The organism is Microbacterium californiense, assembly GCF_047246625.1.
GTDB lineage: Bacteria > Actinomycetota > Actinomycetes > Actinomycetales > Microbacteriaceae > Microbacterium.
Genome location: NZ_JBFOKQ010000001.1, coordinates 1,106,261 through 1,126,306, shown reverse-complemented (window position 1 = coordinate 1,126,306; position 20,046 = coordinate 1,106,261). Strand labels below are relative to the sequence as shown.

General features: G+C 68.6%; 21 protein-coding genes and 2 tRNA genes. 20 read left to right on the top strand and 3 right to left on the bottom strand.

Annotated elements, in window-relative coordinates:
- Positions 1-693: a DUF2520 domain-containing protein gene (locus tag AB3M82_RS05420; RefSeq protein WP_412956098.1), complete on the top strand. Its 693-nt coding sequence runs from the start codon at positions 1-3 to the stop codon at positions 691-693.
- 22 nt (positions 694-715) lie between these two features.
- Here AB3M82_RS05420 and AB3M82_RS05415 read toward each other — a convergent pair whose 3' ends face one another.
- A complete protein-coding gene (locus AB3M82_RS05415; protein WP_412956096.1) occupies positions 716-2,590 on the bottom strand; it encodes a DUF2207 family protein in 1,875 nt (624 codons plus the stop codon).
- Positions 2,591-2,669: 79 nt separating this feature from the next.
- Between AB3M82_RS05415 and lysS the strand changes: the two genes are divergently transcribed.
- Entirely contained in the window at positions 2,670-4,211 is a 1,542-nt protein-coding gene (lysS, locus tag AB3M82_RS05410) for a lysine--tRNA ligase (RefSeq protein ID WP_412956095.1), read from the top strand.
- Here lysS and AB3M82_RS05405 read toward each other — a convergent pair.
- Positions 4,204-5,325: a DUF4192 family protein gene (locus AB3M82_RS05405; protein WP_412956094.1), complete on the bottom strand. Its 1,122-nt coding sequence runs from the start codon at positions 5,323-5,325 to the stop codon at positions 4,204-4,206. The genes lysS and AB3M82_RS05405 overlap by 8 nt on opposite strands.
- 130 nt (positions 5,326-5,455) lie before the next feature.
- Between AB3M82_RS05405 and AB3M82_RS05400 the strand changes: the two genes are divergently transcribed.
- The 3 genes from AB3M82_RS05400 (at position 5,456) to AB3M82_RS05390 (ending at position 7,981) form a co-directional block, all read left to right on the top strand.
- A complete protein-coding gene (locus tag AB3M82_RS05400) occupies positions 5,456-5,629 on the top strand; it encodes a hypothetical protein (RefSeq protein WP_412956092.1) in 174 nt (57 codons plus the stop codon).
- Between the two features lie 99 nt (positions 5,630-5,728).
- Positions 5,729-7,189 (top strand): cardiolipin synthase, encoded by a 1,461-nt coding sequence (gene cls / locus AB3M82_RS05395; RefSeq protein WP_412956090.1) that lies wholly within the window; start codon positions 5,729-5,731, stop codon positions 7,187-7,189.
- Between the two features lie 57 nt (positions 7,190-7,246).
- On the top strand, positions 7,247-7,981 hold the full coding sequence (locus AB3M82_RS05390) for a hypothetical protein (RefSeq protein WP_412956088.1): 735 nt from the start codon (positions 7,247-7,249) through the stop codon (positions 7,979-7,981).
- 18 nt (positions 7,982-7,999) lie between these two features.
- On the opposite strand, the gene AB3M82_RS05385 is transcribed toward AB3M82_RS05390, so the two are convergent.
- On the bottom strand, positions 8,000-8,998 hold the full coding sequence (locus AB3M82_RS05385; protein ID WP_412956085.1) for a diacylglycerol/lipid kinase family protein: 999 nt from the start codon (positions 8,996-8,998) through the stop codon (positions 8,000-8,002).
- A gap of 76 nt (positions 8,999-9,074) precedes the next feature.
- Here AB3M82_RS05385 and serS point away from each other — a divergent pair, with 76 nt between their 5' ends.
- From serS to AB3M82_RS05310, 15 genes are all read left to right on the top strand, one after another.
- Positions 9,075-10,379, top strand: a complete 1,305-nt coding sequence (serS, locus tag AB3M82_RS05380) for a serine--tRNA ligase (RefSeq protein ID WP_412956083.1) — start codon at positions 9,075-9,077, stop codon at positions 10,377-10,379.
- On the top strand, positions 10,376-11,197 hold the full coding sequence (locus tag AB3M82_RS05375; RefSeq protein WP_412956081.1) for an HAD family hydrolase: 822 nt from the start codon (positions 10,376-10,378) through the stop codon (positions 11,195-11,197). The genes serS and AB3M82_RS05375 overlap by 4 nt, the downstream gene beginning before the upstream one ends.
- Positions 11,198-11,239: 42 nt before the next feature.
- Positions 11,240-11,324: transfer RNA gene (locus tag AB3M82_RS05370), tRNA-Ser, on the top strand.
- Between the two features lie 53 nt (positions 11,325-11,377).
- Positions 11,378-12,655: an LCP family protein gene (locus AB3M82_RS05365; RefSeq protein WP_412956079.1), complete on the top strand. Its 1,278-nt coding sequence runs from the start codon at positions 11,378-11,380 to the stop codon at positions 12,653-12,655.
- 83 nt (positions 12,656-12,738) lie between these two features.
- Positions 12,739-12,827 (top strand) — tRNA-Ser (locus tag AB3M82_RS05360).
- Between the two features lie 132 nt (positions 12,828-12,959).
- Positions 12,960-13,823, top strand: a complete 864-nt coding sequence (locus AB3M82_RS05355) for an AraC family transcriptional regulator (protein WP_412956077.1) — start codon at positions 12,960-12,962, stop codon at positions 13,821-13,823.
- 57 nt (positions 13,824-13,880) lie between these two features.
- Positions 13,881-14,501, top strand: a complete 621-nt coding sequence (locus AB3M82_RS05350; protein WP_412956075.1) for a GyrI-like domain-containing protein — start codon at positions 13,881-13,883, stop codon at positions 14,499-14,501.
- A gap of 100 nt (positions 14,502-14,601) precedes the next feature.
- The gene (locus AB3M82_RS05345; RefSeq protein ID WP_412956073.1) at positions 14,602-14,946 is read left to right on the top strand and encodes a DUF6507 family protein; all 345 of its coding nucleotides are present in this window, start codon (positions 14,602-14,604) and stop codon (positions 14,944-14,946) included.
- Between the two features lie 3 nt (positions 14,947-14,949).
- Complete coding sequence (locus AB3M82_RS05340; protein ID WP_412956071.1) at positions 14,950-16,911, top strand: alpha/beta hydrolase; 1,962 nt, start codon at positions 14,950-14,952, stop codon at positions 16,909-16,911.
- Between the two features lie 137 nt (positions 16,912-17,048).
- Positions 17,049-17,558 carry a hypothetical protein gene (locus AB3M82_RS05335; protein ID WP_412956069.1) on the top strand — a complete coding sequence of 170 codons (510 nt, stop codon included), beginning with the start codon at positions 17,049-17,051 and terminating at the stop codon, positions 17,556-17,558.
- Positions 17,559-17,874: 316 nt separating this feature from the next.
- Positions 17,875-18,087, top strand: coding sequence for a hypothetical protein (locus AB3M82_RS05330; protein WP_412956067.1), 213 nt, complete (start codon positions 17,875-17,877; stop codon positions 18,085-18,087).
- Complete coding sequence (locus AB3M82_RS05325; RefSeq protein WP_412956065.1) at positions 18,084-18,824, top strand: hypothetical protein; 741 nt, start codon at positions 18,084-18,086, stop codon at positions 18,822-18,824. Before AB3M82_RS05330 ends, AB3M82_RS05325 begins: the two co-directional genes overlap by 4 nt.
- 181 nt (positions 18,825-19,005) lie before the next feature.
- Positions 19,006-19,398 carry a hypothetical protein gene (locus AB3M82_RS05320; RefSeq protein ID WP_412956063.1) on the top strand — a complete coding sequence of 131 codons (393 nt, stop codon included), beginning with the start codon at positions 19,006-19,008 and terminating at the stop codon, positions 19,396-19,398.
- Position 19,399: 1 nt separating this feature from the next.
- Entirely contained in the window at positions 19,400-19,738 is a 339-nt protein-coding gene (locus AB3M82_RS05315) for a hypothetical protein (protein WP_412956061.1), read from the top strand.
- The gene (locus AB3M82_RS05310; protein ID WP_412956059.1) at positions 19,735-20,034 is read left to right on the top strand and encodes a hypothetical protein; all 300 of its coding nucleotides are present in this window, start codon (positions 19,735-19,737) and stop codon (positions 20,032-20,034) included. Before AB3M82_RS05315 ends, AB3M82_RS05310 begins: the two co-directional genes overlap by 4 nt.
- The last annotated feature ends 12 nt before the right edge of the window (positions 20,035-20,046 follow it).

The following is a 20,046-nucleotide window of genomic DNA, read 5'->3' as shown; positions in this document are numbered from 1 at the left end:
GTGGTGCGCGATGGCCGGCTCGGGGTCGGGATCATCGGCGCCGGCCGCGTGGGGCCCGTGATCGGAGCCGCGCTGGGCGGCGCCGGGCACGCGGTGGTGGGGATCACCGGCGGATCCGACGACGAACGCGCATCGGCCGTGCTGCCCGACGTTCCCGTCCTCGACGCCCTGGAGGTGGTGCGGCGCGCGGAGCTCGTGGTGCTCGCCGTGCCGCACGACCAGCTCGCGTCGCTGGTCGCCGGCATCGCCGAGGTCGGCGGCTGGCAGATCGGGCAGCTCGTGCTGCACACCGACCCGGCCTTCGGGATCGAGGTGCTGCGTCCGGCGGCCGAACGCGGAGCCATCCCGCTCGCGGTGCATCCCGCCATCACGTTCACCGGCACGTCGATCGATCTGCGTCAGCTGCAGGCCGGATTCGCAGCGGTGACCGCGCCGGCCGCGGTGCTGCCGATCGCCCAGGCGCTCGCGGTCGAGATCGGGTGCGAGCCGGTGGTCGTCGCCGAGGCCGACCGCGCGGCCTATGCGGATGCGATCCAGACCGCGACGGAGTTCTCGCGGTCGATCATCGGTCAGGCGACGGGCCGCCTCCGCGAGATCGGGATAGAGAACCCGGGCGGATACCTCTCGGCGCTCGTGCAATCGACGGTCGAGCGCGCCCTGCGCGAAGCATCCGATCCACCTCCGCTGCTCTGAGGCCGCCGCGGCGTCGCGCCGCTCACCGCCCGCCGGAGAAGCCGCCGCCGCCTCCGCCGCCCGAGAATCCGCCGCCGCTCGATCCGCCGAAGCTCGACGAGCTGCCCGTGGACGGCGCCGTGTACGTCGAGGCGGAGTGCGAGGTCGCCGCGAAGGCCGCGAGCGATGAGCGCAGGTACGGCGATCCCGGGTCGCCGATCCAGGACGGCCCCCGCTGCTCGACGGCATAGGCGTCCTCGAGCACGCGCCCCCACTCGTCCTCCATGCCGAAGAGCATCGCGAAGGGGAGGAGGTGCTCGTAGACGACGACCACGTTCGCGCTGCCGTCCTGACGACGCTCGGCACCGGTGTACGACTGCAGCATGCGCAGGCGGTCGGCCTCGGCCACGCGGATGAACTCGCGCACGCCCTGCAGGTACTCGTACTGCACCGCTCCCTCAGGCGTGAGGACCGTGTGCCGGGCGAAGGCGTACAGGCTCGAGGCGAGGGTGAGGAACGCCGCGAACGCGACGATCACCAGAGCGGGGATCGCGCCGACCCGGCCGCTCGCGACGCCCCAGATGGCGAGCGCGAGACCGATCACGACGACGCCGATGGCGATCCACTGCAGGATCACCGCTCCCCGGGTGCGCTCGCGGAGGGTGAGGCCGCGTTCGGCGGCTTCCTCCGCGCCGCGCTTGACGAGCCCGCCCATGCGCGCGGCGAAGGCCTCGCTCGCGGTCGGGATGTCGGCGATGCCGTCGGCCCCGCTGTCGAGGAAGAGCGCATCCCGCGCCTCCACGTCGAGCGGGTCGGGGAGGCGCCCGCCGTCGAGGCGGCGGAGGCGGGGCTGCTCCTTCTCGCCGCCCTCCTCGATGCGCAGCGCGCCGTGCACTCCCAGGTGCACGATCTCGGCCGGCACCGGCGTCTTCGCCCCCGGGAGGAGCGCGGCGGCGAGCAGAGGCGGCATCGTCGCCGGGACGTCGTACTGCGCCACCACGATGCCCGTGGCCGTGCGGCGACGGCGGCGATGCGCGGCGACCAGGAACCAGCTCCCGATCGACAGTCCGGCCGCGCCGGCGCCGGCGAACATCGGCGCGACGTCGGTGGCGGCGTTCGGCTGCCGCGCCGAGGGCTGCACGGCGGTGCCGGGTTCCACGCCGATCGCGACGGTGACGCCGTGGCCAGCGGGAAGCTCTTCCGCACGCACGTGGAACGACGCGCCCTGATCGACCGCCGTCGGTCCCTCGAGAGTGCACCTCTCGGTCGATCCGGACGCCCCGGCGTAACAGCTGCTCGCCCCCGTCAGCGCGGCGGACAGCGTCTCGTCGAAGACGATCTCGGCCTCGAACCGTTCGATGGGCTGCGTGCTGTCGAGGGGCAGGAGGTCCCAGTAGAACTCGTCGACCCCGGTGTCGGCGGCCAGGATGACGTCGCGCATCTCGTACTCGATCACGTAGGTCTGCAGGCCCCGGACGAAGTCGTCGTCCCCCGTGAGGACGTACAGCACCCCGTCGTCCGTCTCGGTCTCGTACGGGACGTCGGCGCCCGCCCCGTCGGTGACCGAGAGCACCCGCGTGTCGAGGCCGGCGTTCTCGTAGGAGGTCGCGAGTCCCCGCACGATGCCGCGGTTCTGGTCGGCGTCGGGGAACCGCGCCACCAGTTCCTCGGTGACGTGGAGGGTCGCCCGGCCGTCGTCGTCGAGCCCGACCTCGAACCGCGCATTCCACGACGCATACGAGAAGTCGTCGACGTCCGCGAGGACGGATACCGGCAGGACGGATGCCGGCACGGCGGACGCCGCAGCGCGGGAGAGGGGCTCGGACGAGTCGGCGCTCGCGACGGCCGGAGTCGTCAGGAGGAGGCCGACCGCGGCGGCGAGGGTGGCGAGGGCGCGGAGAATCCGTGGAGCAGCCATGCTCCGAGGCTACCCAGCCGCCGCCTCGGAGCGGTGCGCGGCCTCGGTAAACTGGAAGGACTTTCCCAAGGAGCCCCGAATGACTGACGCGTCCGCCGCGCCCGAGCCGAACCCGACCGACCCCGCTTCCGGTGTCGGCGACGACGAGATCCACGAGCAGAAGGCCGTGCGTCTCGCGAAGCGCGAGCGTCTGATCGCGAAGCGGACGGATGCCGGTGGCGGCGCGTTCCCGGTCGGCGTCCCCGTCACCCACACGATCCCGGCGCTGCGTGCCGAGTACGGCGAGCTCGAGGCGGGTGCCGAGACCGGCGTCGTCGTCGGCGTCGCAGGCCGTGTGGTGTTCAGCCGCAACACCGGCAAGCTCTGCTTCGCCACTCTGCAGGCCGGAGACGGCTCGCGCATCCAGGCGATGATCTCGCTCGCGAACGTCGGCGAGGAGTCCCTCGCGGAGTGGAAGGAGTACGTCGACCTGGGCGACCACGTCTTCGTGCACGGCGAGGTCATCTCGAGCCGTCGCGGCGAGCTCTCGATCATGGCCGACGAGTGGGCGATCGCGGCGAAGGCCATCCTGCCGCTCCCGAACGCGTACGCGGAGCTCAGCGAGGAGGGGCGGGTCCGCAGCCGCTACCTCGACCTCATCGTCCGCGAGCAGGCCCGCACCACGGTGCGCGCACGTGCCGCCGTGAACGCGAGCCTGCGCGCGACCTTCTCGAGCCACGACTACCTCGAGGTCGAGACCCCCATGCTGCAGGTGCAGCACGGAGGGGCATCCGCTCGTCCCTTCATCACCCACTCCAACGCCTTCGACACCGAGCTGTACCTGCGCATCGCGCCGGAGCTCTACCTGAAGCGGGCGGTCGTCGGGGGCATTGAGCGCGTGTTCGAGATCAACCGCAACTTCCGCAACGAGGGCGCCGACTCCACGCACAGTCCCGAGTTCGCGATGCTCGAGGCGTACCAGGCGTACGGCGACTACGACCAGATGGCGCGCCTGACGCAGGAGCTCGTGCAGAACGCGGCGATCGCCGTCGCCGGCTCGACCACGGTGACGTGGGCCGACGGCACCGAGTACGACCTCGGCGGCGAGTGGGACCGCATCTCGATGTACGAGTCGCTGTCGCAGACGTCGGGTCGCACCGTCACGCCGCAGGACTCGGTGGAGGACCTCATCGCCTTCGCGGAGGCGGAGGGCGTCGACGTTCCGCCGCAGGCGACTCACGGCAAGCTCGTCGAAGAGCTGTGGGAGCACTTCGTGAAGGGCGGTCTCGTGCGCCCGACCTTCGTGATGGACTTCCCCGTCGACACCTCGCCCCTCGTCCGCGAGCACCGTTCGATCGCCGGCGTGGTGGAGAAGTGGGACCTGTACATCCGCGGCTTCGAACTCGCCACGGGGTACTCCGAGCTGGTCGACCCCGTGATCCAGCGCGAGCGCTTCGTCGAGCAGGCCAAGCTGGCCGCGCGCGGCGACGTCGAGGCCATGCCCATCGACGAGGAGTTCCTCCGCGCCCTCGAGCACGGCATGCCGCCGTCCGGCGGGATGGGCATGGGGATCGATCGTCTTCTCATGGCGATCACCGGACTCGGCATCCGTGAGACCATCCTCTTCCCGCTGGTCAAGTAGCGCTCTCCCCGCGGCGGAACGCCCACTCGGGGAGCATCGCCGAGTCGACCATGGTGCGCAGCAGCGCGGCCAGACCGTAGTCGGGGTCGATCCGGCGGGCGGCGTCGAGGTAGTGCCCGGCGTGGGAGGACTTCCCCAGCGCCCAGGACAGCCAGGCCGCTGCGGTGAGCGGTGCCGTCCGCGCACGGCGCGGCGCGCAGGCGGCGGCATGGCGGACGACATGGAGCGCGATGCTCAGACGATCCGCATCGGGCACCGGCCCCCGCCCGAGGAAGATGCTGCCCAGCTCTTCCGGGATGGGTCGCCCCTGGTGGGCGTAGGCGAGCTGCGCCGTCAGCGCCCGCGCGCCGGCCGCGTGGTCGGACGCCCATTGCAGCAGGGCGACATCGCGGAACACCGGTCGTTCGAGGCACCACAGCAGCGCGGCGGTCGCGAAGGAGGGCATGTCGCCGGGGCAGTCGAGCACCATCTCCAGGAAGCCGGGGATGTCGTCCAGCAGCACCATCGCCGCGGCGACCTGCGGTGTGCGGTCGGTGACGGAGCCGTCGCGGACGTCGCAGTCGGGCAGCGCCTCCAGGTCGCGGAGGATCCGCGCCACGCGCTCCTTCTCCGCGAGGTCGGCGCGCGGCAGGACGGCGCCGGCGTGCTGATCTCCCGCGACGTCGCCGATGCCCGGCACCGGCGGCGCGGCGGGCACCTCCGCGAGGGGATGCAGCGCCGGCTCCTCGTCGAGGTACCGGGCCCAGCCGTCCGGCAGGACGCAGAGCGCGTCGACGATGCGCAGCCCCGCCTCCTCCGCGCAGCCGAGGAGCTCCTCCACCGCCACCGTGAACGGAAGGACGAGGCCGTCGCGCGTCGCCTGGGCAGGCTCGTCGGTGTACACGACCGCGGCCACGGCATCCGTCTCGCCGACCCGCGACACGAGTCCGACCGCGGCATCGGCGTACTGGTCGAGGGGAACGCCGTCGCCGGGCAGGTCGAGGCGCATGGCTCCGTGGGTCCGCGAGCCGCGGAAGGGAAGGAGCACGATGCTGTCGCGCGGCGTGAAGCCGGCGAGCAGAGGGACGATGCTGAGGAACTGGGCGGAATCGGAGGCACGGAGCACGGTGTTCATCCGGCGAGTGTGACCGGATCCGGACCCGCGCGGGGGGGTCGATCGGGCGTTGCGGACGGATCGGCGCACGTTCGCTGTCGGGGGAGGAGCAGTCGGGCTCCGCCGGGGTCGCGTCGCGTACGATGGAGGGATGGAGAACTTCTGGCTCGCAGCGGCATGGTCGATCCTGCCGACCATCGGGGTGAGCGTCGTGTTCTTCATGGTGCTGCGCGGCATCCTCCGGTTCGACCGCACCGAGCGCAAGGTGCATGCCCAGATCGAGGCCGAGGAGCGCGCCGCCCGGGGCATGCCCCCGCGCTCCTGAGCGCTGTCTCACCCATCGGCTACTGTGTAGCCAAACCCACCGGGCACGGTGACGCGCGGCCCTGCCGCCGTGTGCGCGGCGAGCCAGGAAGAGAGCAGCATGACCGAGGGCGCCTGGGTGTGGTGGATCACGGCCTTCCTCGTGATCCTCGACATCACCATCCGCATCACCGCGGTCATCGTCATTCCGCGCAACCGACGTCCCACCGCGGCGATGGCCTGGCTGCTGGCGATCTTCTTCATCCCCTTCTTCGGCGTCTTCCTCTTCCTCCTGATCGGGAACCCCCGCCTCCCGCGCGCCCGCCGGCGCAAGCAGGAGCAGATCAACGAGTACATCGCCTCCACGAGCGAGCATCTGCACTTCGGCACACTGCGCCCGCACGCGCCGGACTGGTTCGGTCCCCTCGTCGAGATGAACCAGCGCCTCGGCGCACTCCCGCTGTCGGGTGACAACGGCGCCCACCTGATCTCGGACTACCAGCAGTCGCTCGACGCCATGGCCGATGCCATCCGGCAGGCGAAGGACTACGTGCACATCGAGTTCTACATCCTGCAGTCCGACGACTCGACCGACAACTTCTTCCGCGCTCTGGAAGACGTCGCGGCCCGCGGGGTGTCGGTGCGCGTCCTGCTGGACCACTGGGCGAACCGGTGGAAGCCGCGCTACCGCCAGACGATCCGCCGGCTGAACGCGATGGGCGCCGACTGGCACCTCATGCTGCCGGTCAAGCCGCTCCAGGGGCACATGCAGCGGCCGGACCTCCGCAATCACCGCAAGCTCGTTGTGGTCGACGGTTCCGTGGCCTTCCTCGGCTCGCAGAACGTGACCGACTCGACCTACAACCTGAGGAAGAACATCAAGCGGGGCCTGCACTGGGTCGACCTGATGGTGCGTCTCGACGGACCGGTCGTGCTCAGCGTCAACGCCATCTTCCTCAGCGACTGGTACAGCGAGACCGACCAGGTGCTCGAGGAGATCGACATCGCGCACGCCGACATCGGCACGGGCGACTTGGACTGCCAGGTCGTGCCGTCGGGCCCCGGATTCGAGGTCGAGAACAACCTCCGTCTCTTCCTGGGCCTGCTCTATGCGGCCAAGCGACAGATCATGATCGTCAGCCCCTACTTCGTGCCCGACGAGGCGCTCCTCCTGGCGGTGACGGCGGCGGTCGACCGCGGCGTGCAGGTCGAGCTCTTCGTGTCGGAGGAGGGCGACCAGGCCATGGTCTACCACGCGCAGCGGAGCTACTACGAGGCGCTGCTGCGCGCGGGCGTGCGCATCTGGATGTACCGCAAGCCCTACATCCTGCACACCAAGAGCCTCACGGTCGACGACGAGGTGGCCGTGATCGGGTCGAGCAACATGGACATGCGCTCGTTCGGCCTCAACCTCGAGGTGTCGATGCTGGTGCGCGGCCAGGAGTTCGTCGCCGAGATGCGTGAGGTCGAAGACACCTACCGATCGTTGAGCCGCGAGCTCACCCTCGAGGAGTGGATGCAGCAGCCGCTGCGCTCCACGGTCCTCGACAACCTCGCGCGGCTCACCTCGGCGTTGCAGTAGAGCACCGGGCTGTCAATCCCGCTTACACGCCGGAATCGCCGCGAGTAGCCTGAGCCCATGACATCCCCCAGGCCTCTCGTGACCGCGCTCTCCGTCCTCGCCGCCGCGCTCCTGTTCACCGGATGCACGGTCGGCCCCGGTCCCACCTCGCCGCAGGCGACCTCGAATCCCTCGAGCGGGCCGGGAGACGGGTCTGCGGATCTCGACGGCGACATGGAGGGTGCGCTCCTCGACGACGGACGGATGTTCGCGATCGTCACCTTCGGCTCGTCGACGTGCGTGCCGCAGGTCGACACCGTGACGGCCGACGGGCAGACGGTCGACGTGACGCTCGTCGACGTCGAAGGGGACCAGGCCTGCACCGCCGACATGGCTCCCCGCGCGACCGTCGGCGCCCTGCCGGAGGGGGTCGACCCCTCGCAAGACATCACGCTGCAGGTCGTGTACGGCGACTTCATCGACGACATCGACCTCACCGGCGGGTCGTTCGCCGGGGTTCCGGGTCAGCAGACCGAGTACCTGCCCTCGGCCGGATGGTACGACGACCGCGGCCTGGTGCTCCTCACCTGGGGGTCGTCGGGATGCCCGCCGGTCATCGAGTCCATCGAGGGCGAGGGCAGTGCCGGCACCGTCACCTTCGAGACCGACGACGAGAAGGTCTGCACGCTCGACATGGCCCCGCGCGCGACCGTGATCGACTTCGACGGCGAGGTCTCCGACGACGAGGAGTTCGTCCTCACCCTCGTCGGCGGCGGACTCGACGGCACCGTCACGGTTCCCGCCCAGAACTGATCCCGGCGCCCGTCCGCGTCACAGGACGTGGTCGGCGTGCCCCTCGGGGAGGGCGAGCAGCAGGGCCCCCGGGTCGACGCGGCACGTGATGCGCACGGCCTCGCCGAACTCGTCGCCGTCGAGCTCCACGGGGGTCGGCAGCGACGCGGCCGCCTCGGCAGCGCTGCCCTGGTAGTAGTGCACCGAGGCGTCTTTGCCGCGCCGTTCCAAGACGCGTCGACCGGCCGGGAACCTCCGGAGCACCGAGTTCTCCCACCAGATCCGCCGCCAGACGTTGAACCAGCCGAAGGCGCCCGAGGGCGTGATGACCGCGATGTCGAGGGTGCCGTCGGCGATGGACGCGTCGGGGATCAGCGCGATGCCCGCCGGAAGGGTGCCGCAGTTGGCGAAGAGGATGCTGTGGACCTTCGTCGAGTGCAGGCGTCCGTCGTCCACCTGGTACACCGAGCGGAAGGGGGAGGCGTTGGCGAGGGAGCGCGCCGCCCCGTCGACGTAGGCGATCCACCCGACGGAGCGCTTCAGGTTCGGGCGGGTGTTCGCGATCATGTCGGCGTCGAGGCCGATGCCCGCCAGCACCACGAACGCGTGCTCCGCGGCGGCGCCGTCGGCTCGCGTGATCCGGGCCCAGCCGATGTCGATCGGTCGACGGATGCCCGTCAGGGCGGCACGGATCATCTCCTCGGGGGAGGCCAGCGGCAGCAGCAGGTTCCGCGCGAGGAGATTCCCGGTGCCGCTGGGGACGATCGCGAGCGGCACACCGGTGTGGGCGATCGCCTCGGAGACGGCTCGGACGGTGCCGTCCCCGCCGGCCACGAGCACCACGTCGGCCCCGCGTGCCAGGGCCTGCGCGGTGGCCGCCTGCCCGGCATCCTCGATCGTCGTCGTGTAGAACGCCGGTTCCTGCCAGCCTTCGGCGGCGCACATCTCCTGCACCGTCGAGCGCAGACGCACCTCGTCGACCTTGATCGGGTTGTAGACGAGCGCCGCCCGGCGGGACGCGGAGGGGGGCATCGTCATGGCGATACTCTAACGGCGCGATCGTGGCCGGCGCCCCTCCGGTCGAGCGGCGACACGCGCCCCGTAGAATCGTGGAATGATCGACCTCGCTCTTCTCCGCGACCACCCCGAGATCGTCCGCCGCTCCCAGGCGGCCCGCGGCAACGACCAGATCACGGTCGACATCGCGCTCGAGGCGGATCGCTCGCGTCGCGCGGCGCTGGCCGCGTTCGAGGAGCTCCGCGCCGAGCAGAACGCCTTCGGCAAGCGGGTCGCGCAGGCGCCCAAGGACGAGAAGGCCGCGCTCGTCGCGCAGGCGAAGGACCTCTCCGAGCGGGTCAAGCAGGCGCAGCAGGCGTCGAACGAGGCCGCGGATGCCGCCGCCGCCGCGCTGGCGAAGATCGAGAACGTCGTCATCGACGGCGTCCCCGCCGGGGGCGAGGCGGACTTCGTCGAGCTCCGACGCGTCGGCGACCTGCCCGCGTTCGACTTCGAGCCGCGCGACCACCTCGAGCTCGGCGAGATGCTCGGGGCCATCGACATGGAGCGCGGCGCGAAGGTGTCGGGCGCCCGGTTCTACTTCCTCCGCGGGGTCGGCGCCCGGCTCGAGATCGCGCTCATGAACCTCGCACTCGACAAGGCGCTCCAGAACGGCTTCGTGCCGCTGATCACGCCGACGCTCGTGCGCCCCGACATCATGCAGGGCACCGGTTTCCTCGGCGAGCACGCCGATGAGGTATACCACCTCGACAAGGACGACGACCTCTACCTCGTCGGCACGAGCGAGGTCGCGCTCGCCGGCTACCACAAGGACGAGATCGTCGACCTCTCCGACGGAGCGCTCCGCTACGCCGGATGGTCCACGTGCTACCGCCGCGAGGCCGGCTCGTACGGCAAGGACACCCGGGGCATCATCCGCGTGCACCAGTTCAACAAGCTCGAGATGTTCGTCTACACGACGCCGGAGGATGCCGAGGCCGAGCACCTGCGCCTCGTCGCCCTGCAGGAGGAGATGCTGACCTCGCTCGGGCTCGCCTACCGCGTCATCGACGTCGCCGCCGGCGACCTGGGTTCGAGCGCGGCCCGCAAGTACGACATCGAGGCCTGGGTGCCGACGCAGAGCGCGTTCCGCGAGCTCACCTCGACGTCGAACTGCACCACGTTCCAGGCTCGTCGTCTCGACGTGCGCCATCGCCCGGCATCCGACTCCGAGGGCGGGGCGGCGTCGAAGACGCAGCACGTCGCGACGCTCAACGGCACGCTGGCCACCACGCGCTGGATCGTCGCGCTGCTCGAGACGCATCAGCAGGCCGACGGCTCGGTGCGGGTTCCCGAGGTGCTGCGGCCGTACCTGGGCGGACTCGCGCAGCTCACGCCCGAGAACACCAAGGCGCAGGCGTGACGGGCACCTGGTTCGTCGCGCTCGACGTCGACGGCACCATCCTGCTGCAGGACGAATCGCTGAGCCCCGGCGTGCCCGAGGCGGTGGCGCGGCTGCGCGATGCCGGTCACACGGTGACCATCGCCACGGGACGCAGCTGGATGGCGACGCGGCGCTGGGTGGAGGAGCTCGGCCTCGACGCCGAGTACGTCGTCTGCTCGAACGGCGCCGTCACGATGCGTCGCGTCGGGGAGGACTGGGAGCGGTGGAACGTCGAGACCTTCGACCCGCGGCCCGTGCTCTCCCTGCTGCAGGAGCGTCTGCCCGACGCCCGGTACATGGTCGAGCTGGCGTCGGGTCAGCGCCTGTTCACCGAGCAGCTCGACGACTGGACGCTCGACGGCGGCCGACGCGTGACGTTCGAGGAGCTCGGCGTCGAGCCCGTGTCTCGCGTGGTCGTCGTCTCGCCGGACCACGACGAGGAGGACTTCCACCGGCTGGTGTCGGATGCCGGACTCAACGAGGTGTCGTACGCGATCGGCTGGACCGCCTGGCTCGACATCGCCCCGCAGGGCGTCGACAAGGGCACCGCGCTGGAGCGCGTCCGATGCGAGCTGGGTCTCGACGGGGAGCGCATCCTCGTCGCCGGCGACGGACGCAACGACATCGGCATGTTCGGCTGGGCCCGCACCCTGGGCGGACGCGCGGTCGCGATGGGGCAGGCGCCGGCCGAGGTGCAGGACGCCGGGAGCGAGCTGACGGACGACGTGGTCGACGGCGGACTGGCGCGCGCGTTGAACACGCTTCCAGCACCTGCCCAGGTCAGCGCGGGAGAATAGAACTCGGCTAGACTCACGCCTTGTCGGCAGAACCTTCTGTCGGGAGGGTTGTCCGAGCGGCCGATGGAGCTGGTCTTGAAAACCAGTGGGCAGAGATGTCTCGTGGGTTCGAATCCCACACCCTCCGCTTCCTGACTGGTGTCCCCCACCTACATCGCCGGCAGAACCGAAAGGCCCCGAGTGACCGAGAACACCCGCCGTCGCGCCACCATCGCGCGGCACGGCCAGTTGCGCACGCCCGGGCCGCTCAGTCAGCTCCTGAAGTTCCTCGCCATCGGTCTCGCGGTGGTGATGGTGAGCGGCGTCAGCGTCGCGGCGTACGTGGTGTACGACCTCTCCAGCATGGTCTCGGCTGATGCCGTGGAACTCGAGGGGCAGACCGCGGAGGACCTGCCCCCCGACATCGGCGAGTACAAGGGCGGCTTCAACCTCGTGCTGACCGGCGTCGACACGTGCGAGGAGGAGTACGCCTCCCTGTTCGGCGACCGCTGCAGCGGCGGCGATTCCGAGGGTACCCTCAACGACGTGAACCTGCTGGTGCACGTCTCCGAGGAGCCGCGCCGCATCACGGTCGTCAGCTTCCCCCGCGACCTCATGATCCCGATCCCCGAGTGCACCGACGAGAACGGCAAGGTACATTCGGCGATGAGCAAGCAGCCGCTGAACGTCGCGTACGGCGACGGCGGGCTGAACTGCGTCGCGAAGACCATCTCGAACCTCACCGAGCAGGAGGTGCAGTTCGCGGCATCCGTCACCTTCGGCGGCGTGATCGAGATCACCAACGCCATCGGCGGCGTGGACGTGTGCCTCGCGAACCCGATCCGCGACCGGTACACCGGTCTCGACATGGCCGCCGGCACGCACACGGTGCAGGGGCTGCAGGCTCTGCAGTTCCTCCGCACCCGCCACGGCGTCGGCGACGGTAGCGACCTGGGCCGCATCGGCAACCAGCAGCAGTACATGTCGAGCCTGGTGCGCAAGCTCATCAGCGGCGAGACCCTCGGAAACGTCCCGCTCATGCTCAAGCTCGCGAACACCGGGCTGAGCAACGTCGAGGCGAGCACCTCGCTGGCGGACCCGATGAAGATCGTGCAGATCGCCCTGGCGGTCAAGTCCGTTCCGTTCGAGGACATCGTGTTCGTGCAGTACCCGACGAACAGCGACCCGGCGAACCCGAACAAGGTCGTGCCGAACTACAACGCCGCGGATCAGCTCTGGGCCGCGATCGCCGAGAACGCGCAGCTGCAGATCACGCACGAGAACACGAGCAACGACGGCGTCGTGGTGCAGGAACCGACGGCTCCGGCCGCACCGGCCGCCGAGGAGACCGCTCCGACCGAGGGCGCGGAGGCGACCCCCGCTCCGGAGGAGACGCCCAACACCGTGGTGGCGCTCCCGAACTCGATCAAGGGCAACTCGGCGGCGCAGCAGACCTGCTCGAACGGCAACGTCCGATAGCTCCGGCGGCGGCGTCGGTTCGAGAGTCGCGTCCAGACCCGTTATGATTGCTACGTGCATCCGTGCTTTCGGGTCGGATGCCTGGAGACGTCGCATAGTCCGGCCTAGTGCACCACCCTGCTAAGGTGGAGTCCCCTCACGGGGACCAGGGGTTCAAATCCCCTCGTCTCCGCACACAGGCCCCGGTGAGCATCACTCGCCGGGGCCTTCCGCGTCTCCGGCATCCGGAGGCGATCCGATCGGACGCGGAAGATCGGGTGCGGGCCCTCGCCTCGAAGCGACGATGGAGTCGAAGGAGGATCACATGATCGGTGCGCTCAACGCCCTGGTCGACCTGATCGAGCGACGGGTGGGAGACGAGATCGACGTCTCGTCTCTCGCGCGGGATCAGGGGACCACGGAATACCACCTGCGCCGCATGTTCGCGGCGCTCGCGGGCATGCCGGTGTCGGAGTACGTGCGTCGGCGGAGGATGACCCTCGCCGGCGCCGAGCTCGCGAGCGGTGCGTCGAGCCTGCTGGACGTCGCGGTACGGCACGGGTACGGGTCGGCCGAGGCGCTCGGTCGGGCCTTCCGCTCCGTTCACGGCATCAGCCCCGCAGACGCGCGCCGAGACGGTGGTCCTCTCCGTACACAACCCACGCTCCGGTTCCGCCTGAGCGTCGAAGGGAGCACTCCCATGCACGTCACCATCACCCATCGCCCTCGCCTCCTCCTCGCCGGCTACGCCGTGCAGGTGCCGCTCATCCATCAGGGAGTGAACCCGCACATCCAGCAGCACATCGCCGGCATCGCTCCCCAGGAGCACGCGCGACTCAAGGCGCTGTCGGATGCCGAGCCCACCGGCATCCTCGCCGTCACCGCCGACATCGAACCGGACGCCCCCGAGGGATCGCTCCTCACGTACCTGCACGGCGTCGCGCTCGCGGAGTCGACCGAGGTGCCGGCGGACCTCGACGTGCTGACCGTCGAGGAAGGCGACTGGGCGGTCTTCGCCGCGGAGGGACCCTTCCCTGACACCCTCCAGGACCTCTGGGCGACCACGGCGACGGAGTGGTTCCCGTCGAACCCCTGGCGTCTGCGACCAGGGCCGTCGATCGTTCGCTACCTGGACTTCACCGGCACGCACGCGCGGTGCGAGCTCTGGCTGCCGATCGAGGCGGCCTGACCGGAGGCTCTCGCGCGAGGTCGGGGGTGGCTGGCACACTGACAGCGGGAGGCGAGCATGGCGATCGATCTCAAGAAGACGCTCGACGCGTATCAGGCGAAGCGCGGGGAGTTCCGGCTGGTCGAGGTGCCGCCGACGCAGTACCTCATCATCGACGGATCCGGAGACCCGAACACCTCCCAGGAGTTCTCGGATGCCATGACGGCGCTGTTCCCGCTCGCCTATGGCCTGAAGTTCGCCAGCAAGCGCGAGCTCGGCATCGACACGGTGGTGATGCCGCTCGAAGGGCTCTGGCACGCGCCTGACATGGAGGCCTTCACGACACGTCGCGACACCTCGAGTTGGCTGTGGACGCTCATGATCATGGTTCCCGAGCACGTCACCCCGACGATGTTCGACGAGGCGAAGAGCGCTGCTGCGGCGAAGAAGGACGCCTCTCCGCATTTGCCGTCGGTGCGGTTCGAGACGCTCGACGAGGGATTGTGCGTGCAGACCCTGCACGTCGGGCCGTTCGACGACGAGGGGCCGGTGCTCGACGACCTGCACCATCGCTTCGTGCCCGAGAACGGTCTCGCGCCGACCGGTCGGCATCACGAGATCTACCTGAGCGACTTCCGGCGCGTGGATCCCGCGAAGCTGCGGACGATCCTGCGGCAGCCGGTGGTGCGGACGACCTGATCGACGACTATCGATCAAAACTTGCCCAAGAGGTGATTATCTGTCCCCATCTGAGGCCTTAGTGCCCTAGTCTGTCTTCGTCGAGCAACGGAGGTAGCGGGTGTCAGATTACGGATGGGCGGTCACTCCGGAGAACGTGGCAGCCGTTTTGACCGCCATCGATCTCGAGGGTGATGCCTTCGAGCAGGCGGTGAGGGATTCGAAGTCGTTGACCGAAGCCGAAGCGTCACTCGTGATGAGCGGACGGAGGGAGATGGCCGATGCGTGGCACTCCTTCATGTCTCAACGCGACCTGGTGCCCGGAAAGCTGATCGCGCTCATCGCGGCGTCGGCGCAAGGTGTCGTCGACGGGGCGATGATCATCGCGACGGGCGATGACCGGATGGCGTTGGACTGGCAGGCACAGCGGACCGACCTGTTCGGTCTGACGCCCGGGGTGTGGTGACTCATGCCGTTCGTCACGCACACGCTGCGCGCCTTGCCCTCGACCACCGCAATGACAGATCTCGGTGCACGAGCAGCGCAGGTCGGAGCGAATCTCCTTGCCGCGATGGAGAACGTGAACACGCAGTGGCTGTTGCTCGCGGACGCCTTCCGGTTCATTCCCGAGAACGGTGTCGGGGATGCGATGGGTACCCCGCTTCGTTCCGCCGAGGACTTCGCGGAGGTTCTGGCGAGCGCGAGCAAAGTCCTCGCCGACGCCGCAGTCAACACGTTCGAACCGATGAAGACCACGCGGGAGAATCTTCTCAGTCGAATCGAGAATCTGAACGGTCGTCACGCATCGTACACGCTCACGCTCGAGCAGGAACTCGCCGAATTCGTCGCCGACCCTGAGAACGACCCGTTCATCACGGCGCGAAATCACCCGGACACCCGTGCGTATGCCAATGCCAAGGTGAACCTCGCCCTTCTCGATCAGGAGGCGGAGATCCTGTCGCTCGACGTGGAGCAATTCAATCGCGATATCTCAGAGGCCGAAGCGGCCGTCGCCACACAGCTCGCGGCCTTGACCGGGGGCGACGAGGTGAAGCGCGTGGACGGGACGTTCGTCCATTCGGTGCAGAGTACCTGGGGACTGACGCCGCCTGGCGCATACGTCGGCCCGGGCTCGTCACCCGACGATGTCTCCTGCGCCGAGTACTTCGAGCAGCGATCCGTGACGGCCACCGAGGCGAGGATCGACTGGTTCACGACAGCCGACGAGGCGGCGGTTCAGGAGTGGTTCGCTGCGCACCTGGAGTTCTTCTCGCTGGTCGGATTCATCCCGCCACCGCAGGCGAAGGAACTGTTCGAACGTTTGCAGTCGAAGTCGACTCGAGATTCTTCCGGCGACTGGGCTACGGGGCCGCTCGCGACGCTGGCGGACGTTGCCCCCGCCGCGATCGGCAACCTGAACGGAATCGCGGCGGCGGATAGGGCCGAGTTCGGTCGCCGGGAACTCGAGAATCTGTTGAGCCGTGATGACCTGACAGACGATCAACGGAGCAAGCTGGAGCTGATCAAGAGAGAGCTCAGCAGAGGCGCCGAGATATTGTCCCTCTTCCTCGATAGAGCCGGCGACGTTCGGTGCTCGCTCTTCGTCGGCGACCCCGACACCGCCGACCAGATCGTCACCGTCACGCACGGGATCGCGACGGACATCGGGTCCATGCCGGAGTGGGCATCGATCATGAACAACGTCAAGGAGCTCTCGGACGGACAGCTGAGCGAACGGGAGATCTATCCGTCCACCGCCGTCATCCTCTTCATGGAGTGGGAATCCGGCGACCCGTTGACGGTGCAGGGCGCAGGTCTTCCTTCCTCCGGTGCGAGTCGTGAAGTGGCCCTCGTCGAGGGGCTGCGGACAGTGAATCCCGACGCCTGGCAGGAAGGATGGGCGCACTCGCTGGGCACGAGCTCGGTTGCGACCGCCCAGAGCTACTCGCCCGGGTTGTTCGACCACCTGACGCTCTTCGGATCCGCGGGGCTGACGACGGAAGCCGTCGAAGCGTTGGAAGGACAGATGAGCGACGGCACGACGAGTGTTTCGGTCACGACCTCTAAGGAGGACTTCGTCGCATTGCTGGGGCGCATCCCCGGGCTGTCGCAACATGCGGACGATCCCCTCTGGATCGAGGGCGTCAACGTCTTCCAATCCAACGGCGGCGTTGTCCCGGACTACATCGCTGAGGACGGCGGTGTGGTGAGAGGACTACCCACGGAAGGGCACAATGCCGGAGCATCCGAGGACATGCTGTACCGGATCTTCCGCTCTGAGGGATGGCGCTATACGCATCTCCCTGTCGTGGGCCCCGCACTTCCACTCTGGCTCCTGCCGTCGGAGAGTGTCGGGTATATGGATCCGCGCTCGCAGTCCTTTCTTCAGGCGATCGCTGACTTCGCTGAGCGAGCAGAGGAGCGCCAATGACTCGCCCAGTCCGCGCGGGCAGCCGTTCGTTTCGCTTTCTCTTGACTTCTATGGTTGTGGGTTCGATGATCTCGACGTCTGGATGTGCTCCTACGGGGCGCGAGCTTTATGAACGTGCGCGGGATGTAAGTGTCACGATGAGGCAGGAGGTCGCTGCGCTTCAACTCCATGTCTTCGACGGCGAGTGGGATTCCCAGCCGTACGGTGACATTCCGGATGCGTGCGGGGCGAACGGATTCCGGTTCTACGCGTATCGGGCAGTGCCGTTGGACGCCGACTGGCGGATGCCGCAGGCGAAGACGGAGGACAAGATTCGAGCGGTCGCCGACTGGCTGGTCGAGCACGGATGGTCTGATGTCATCGTGCGCACGTATGCGGGAGGGGTGACCTCTCAGTCGATCGAGGCGTCGAAGCCCAGCGCCCACATCGACAGCCTCCTCGTGATGATCAGTACGGGCGCTCGCAACGACCTGATGAGTTTGCGCATGACGAGTACGTGCGAGGCCGGCAGCTCATGGGATCTCGACGACTTGATCGCGCCCGACTCGGGCCCGGAATACGATGCCCCGCTCGTGGAGCATCCGGCAGCCGAGCCGAGATTCGGAACATCGCCGATGCCCACGCCCAGCCCCAGCCCGGAGCCATGACGCTCGGCAAGGACGCTGAGGAGCACCATCCGCCCGCGTTTGACGACCTCCTCATCAACGCCAGGGGACTCGGGAACGACGAGGAGCACGACCGACCCCGGGGCACTGAGTTACCCACATATATCCGCAACCCGTCCTCAAGGGACGACGGCCTCTGTAGAGTCGCCCCCGGATCCGAGGTCGAGGATGATGACAGACGGGTGGACGGTGGCGACAGAACAGGTGTCAGCGGTGCTGCGGGCGGTGGATCGGGTCGAAGAGCCCTTGGCTGGCGCCGTGACGACCGCGCGCTCTGGCCGATCGGCGCAGCGATCTCATGGCGAGCGGACGCGCGGTGATCGCCGAGGCATGGGACGACCTCATCGACATCCGCTCGCAGGTGCCCGGAAAGGTGATCGACGTCTTGACGTCCGCGGCCGGGGCCATCGTCGACGGCGTTCTGGTGATCGTCGCCGGAGACGAGTCGATGGCGGAGGAGTGGCGCGGCGGACATCCCGAGCTGTTCTCCGCAGCGGTGGTGAACGGGTGAGCGCCTTCGTCGCCCACACCCTCCGCGACGTCCCGTCATCCACCGGCATGGCCCAGCTCGGCGCCGATGCTCAGGCGTGGGGGCAGCACGTGTGGGACACCATGGACGCGGTCAACACCGAGCGGAAGATGTTCGAAGGCGCTCTCACGATCACGCCGCACGGAACGCCCGCCGGGGCGATGGAGGCTCCGCGGAAGGGATGGGCGCATTCGCTGGGCACGACCGCCATCGCGATGGCAGCGGAGCAGTCTCCGGGCGTCTTCGACCACCTGACGCTCTTCGGTTCGGCGGGTCTGACCCCGGAGGCGAATGCGGCGATGGAGAACGCGATCGAGGACGGCGACCTGACCGTCTCATCGATCGGAGCATTCTGGGACTGGATCGCGGTCTGGGGGCGCCCGGGGCTCGTGTCCACGCACGAGTTCAACCCGAGCGACAGCGACGGCGTCGACGTGTTCAGCTCGAACGGCGGTGTGGTCGAGGACTACATCACCGAGAGCGGGAAGCCGGTCGTCGGTCTCGAGACCGGCGGGCACAACGCGGGGGCATCGGACGACTTCTGGTATCGGATCCACCGCTCGCCCGGATGGTTCGACATGTACGGCTTGGGCACCGCGGGAATCCTGGAGCCGTTCCTGCAGATGCCGAAGGACAGTGTGGACTACCTCGATCCTCGCGGCGAGTCGTTCCTCCAGGCGATCGCGGACTTCGCCGAGCGGGTCGAGGCGAGGCAGTGAAGCACGGGAGGCATTTCAGGCGGCGTCGGATCACATCCGTTCTCGGCGCCATCCTCGTGACAGGAGTACTCATGACGAACACCGCCTGTGCCCCGAGTGGGAGACCGAGCGGTACGGGGACATCGCTGACACCTGCGGGGCGAGCGGCTTCAGCTTCTACTTCACCCGTTCGACGCCGTCGGTGGACGGCTGGCGGCTTCCGCAGGGATCAGCCGCGGCGGCGGCAGAGGATTTGATGGCCTGGTTGGCGGAGAACGGCTGGTCACGTATCCGCCGCTGGTCCTACTCCGAAGAGATCTCGCAGCTCTCCGTGGAGGCGGAGAAGCCGTCCGCCCACATCGACGATCTCCTGATCACGATCTCGCCGGGCAAGGTCATGGACTGGGTTCGTCTCAAGGTGCAGGGCACCTGTGAGCCAGGAGATGGGGACGAGCTGTACGAGCTGATGTATCCGGACGGGTTGGAGGATCGCGAGGAGCGACCACTGGAGCATCCGACGGCCGAACCGAAGTTCGGTCTCGCCGAGCAGACGCCGTCTTTGACGCCCAGCCCGACCCCGACTCCGGAGCCGTGACATGAGACAGCGTTCGGAAGCCCTGAGGGCGACGAAGGAGCAACGGTCTCACGCACGGACCGCGGCGTGGCTGTCCATCGGTGTGGCGGCGCTGATGTGGTTGGGCTTCCCGATGATCACCGTGTTCGCGGTCTACGGCAATTTGATCCCGATCTGGCAGTTCCTCCAGTACCTCGGACCGTTCGCCGTGGCCTGCGCCGTCGGCGCCGCGGTCGACAGCAAGACCAAATGGGGATCGCGATGGGACGTCGTCCTCGGCCGCATCGGGGCGTTCAGCATCGTCGCACTCGGCGTGGTGCTGATCTGGTACATGACTGAGCACCCCTGGGGGTGGTCATGAGCGAGTCACAGCCGGAGGTCCGATCCGGAGGAGGGGTGCTCCTGTTCGCGCGGCTCGTTGTCTTCACGCCGCTCGCAGTGATGGGATTGGCCGTCCTCGCACTCTTCATCCCGGTGTACGGCATAGTCGGGCTCGTCGTCCTGCGCTATCTGGTCTTCACCTGGTGGATAGGCGGGCTGCTCTCGCTCTTCGTGATCTTCCTCGCGCTCCGCGACAAGGGCACACCGATGGTCTACGGCGTCGGCATGGGCGAGGCGCTTGTGCTGGGACTGCTCTCCCTGCAGATGCTCGCCTGAACGCCGCGACGC

Excerpts from the sequence above, each read along its gene's own strand:
- AB3M82_RS05340 (WP_412956071.1), top strand. The coding sequence starts at position 14,950 with ATGCCGTTCGTCACGCACACGCTGCGCGCCTTGCCCTCGACCACCGCA.
- AB3M82_RS05330 (WP_412956067.1), top strand. The coding sequence starts at position 17,875 with ATGGCGAGCGGACGCGCGGTGATCGCCGAGGCATGGGACGACCTCATC.
- AB3M82_RS05400 (WP_412956092.1), top strand. The coding sequence starts at position 5,456 with ATGGAGAACTTCTGGCTCGCAGCGGCATGGTCGATCCTGCCGACCATC.
- serS (WP_412956083.1), top strand. The coding sequence starts at position 9,075 with ATGATCGACCTCGCTCTTCTCCGCGACCACCCCGAGATCGTCCGCCGC.
- AB3M82_RS05310 (WP_412956059.1), top strand. The coding sequence starts at position 19,735 with ATGAGCGAGTCACAGCCGGAGGTCCGATCCGGAGGAGGGGTGCTCCTG.
- AB3M82_RS05390 (WP_412956088.1), top strand. The coding sequence starts at position 7,247 with ATGACATCCCCCAGGCCTCTCGTGACCGCGCTCTCCGTCCTCGCCGCC.
- AB3M82_RS05355 (WP_412956077.1), top strand. The coding sequence starts at position 12,960 with ATGATCGGTGCGCTCAACGCCCTGGTCGACCTGATCGAGCGACGGGTG.
- AB3M82_RS05335 (WP_412956069.1), top strand. The coding sequence starts at position 17,049 with ATGAGGCAGGAGGTCGCTGCGCTTCAACTCCATGTCTTCGACGGCGAG.
- AB3M82_RS05385 (WP_412956085.1), bottom strand. The coding sequence starts at position 8,998 with ATGACGATGCCCCCCTCCGCGTCCCGCCGGGCGGCGCTCGTCTACAAC.
- AB3M82_RS05415 (WP_412956096.1), bottom strand. The coding sequence starts at position 2,590 with ATGGCTGCTCCACGGATTCTCCGCGCCCTCGCCACCCTCGCCGCCGCG.
- cls (WP_412956090.1), top strand. The coding sequence starts at position 5,729 with ATGACCGAGGGCGCCTGGGTGTGGTGGATCACGGCCTTCCTCGTGATC.
- AB3M82_RS05350 (WP_412956075.1), top strand. The coding sequence starts at position 13,881 with ATGGCGATCGATCTCAAGAAGACGCTCGACGCGTATCAGGCGAAGCGC.
- AB3M82_RS05405 (WP_412956094.1), bottom strand. The coding sequence starts at position 5,325 with ATGAACACCGTGCTCCGTGCCTCCGATTCCGCCCAGTTCCTCAGCATC.
- AB3M82_RS05315 (WP_412956061.1), top strand. The coding sequence starts at position 19,400 with ATGAGACAGCGTTCGGAAGCCCTGAGGGCGACGAAGGAGCAACGGTCT.
- lysS (WP_412956095.1), top strand. The coding sequence starts at position 2,670 with ATGACTGACGCGTCCGCCGCGCCCGAGCCGAACCCGACCGACCCCGCT.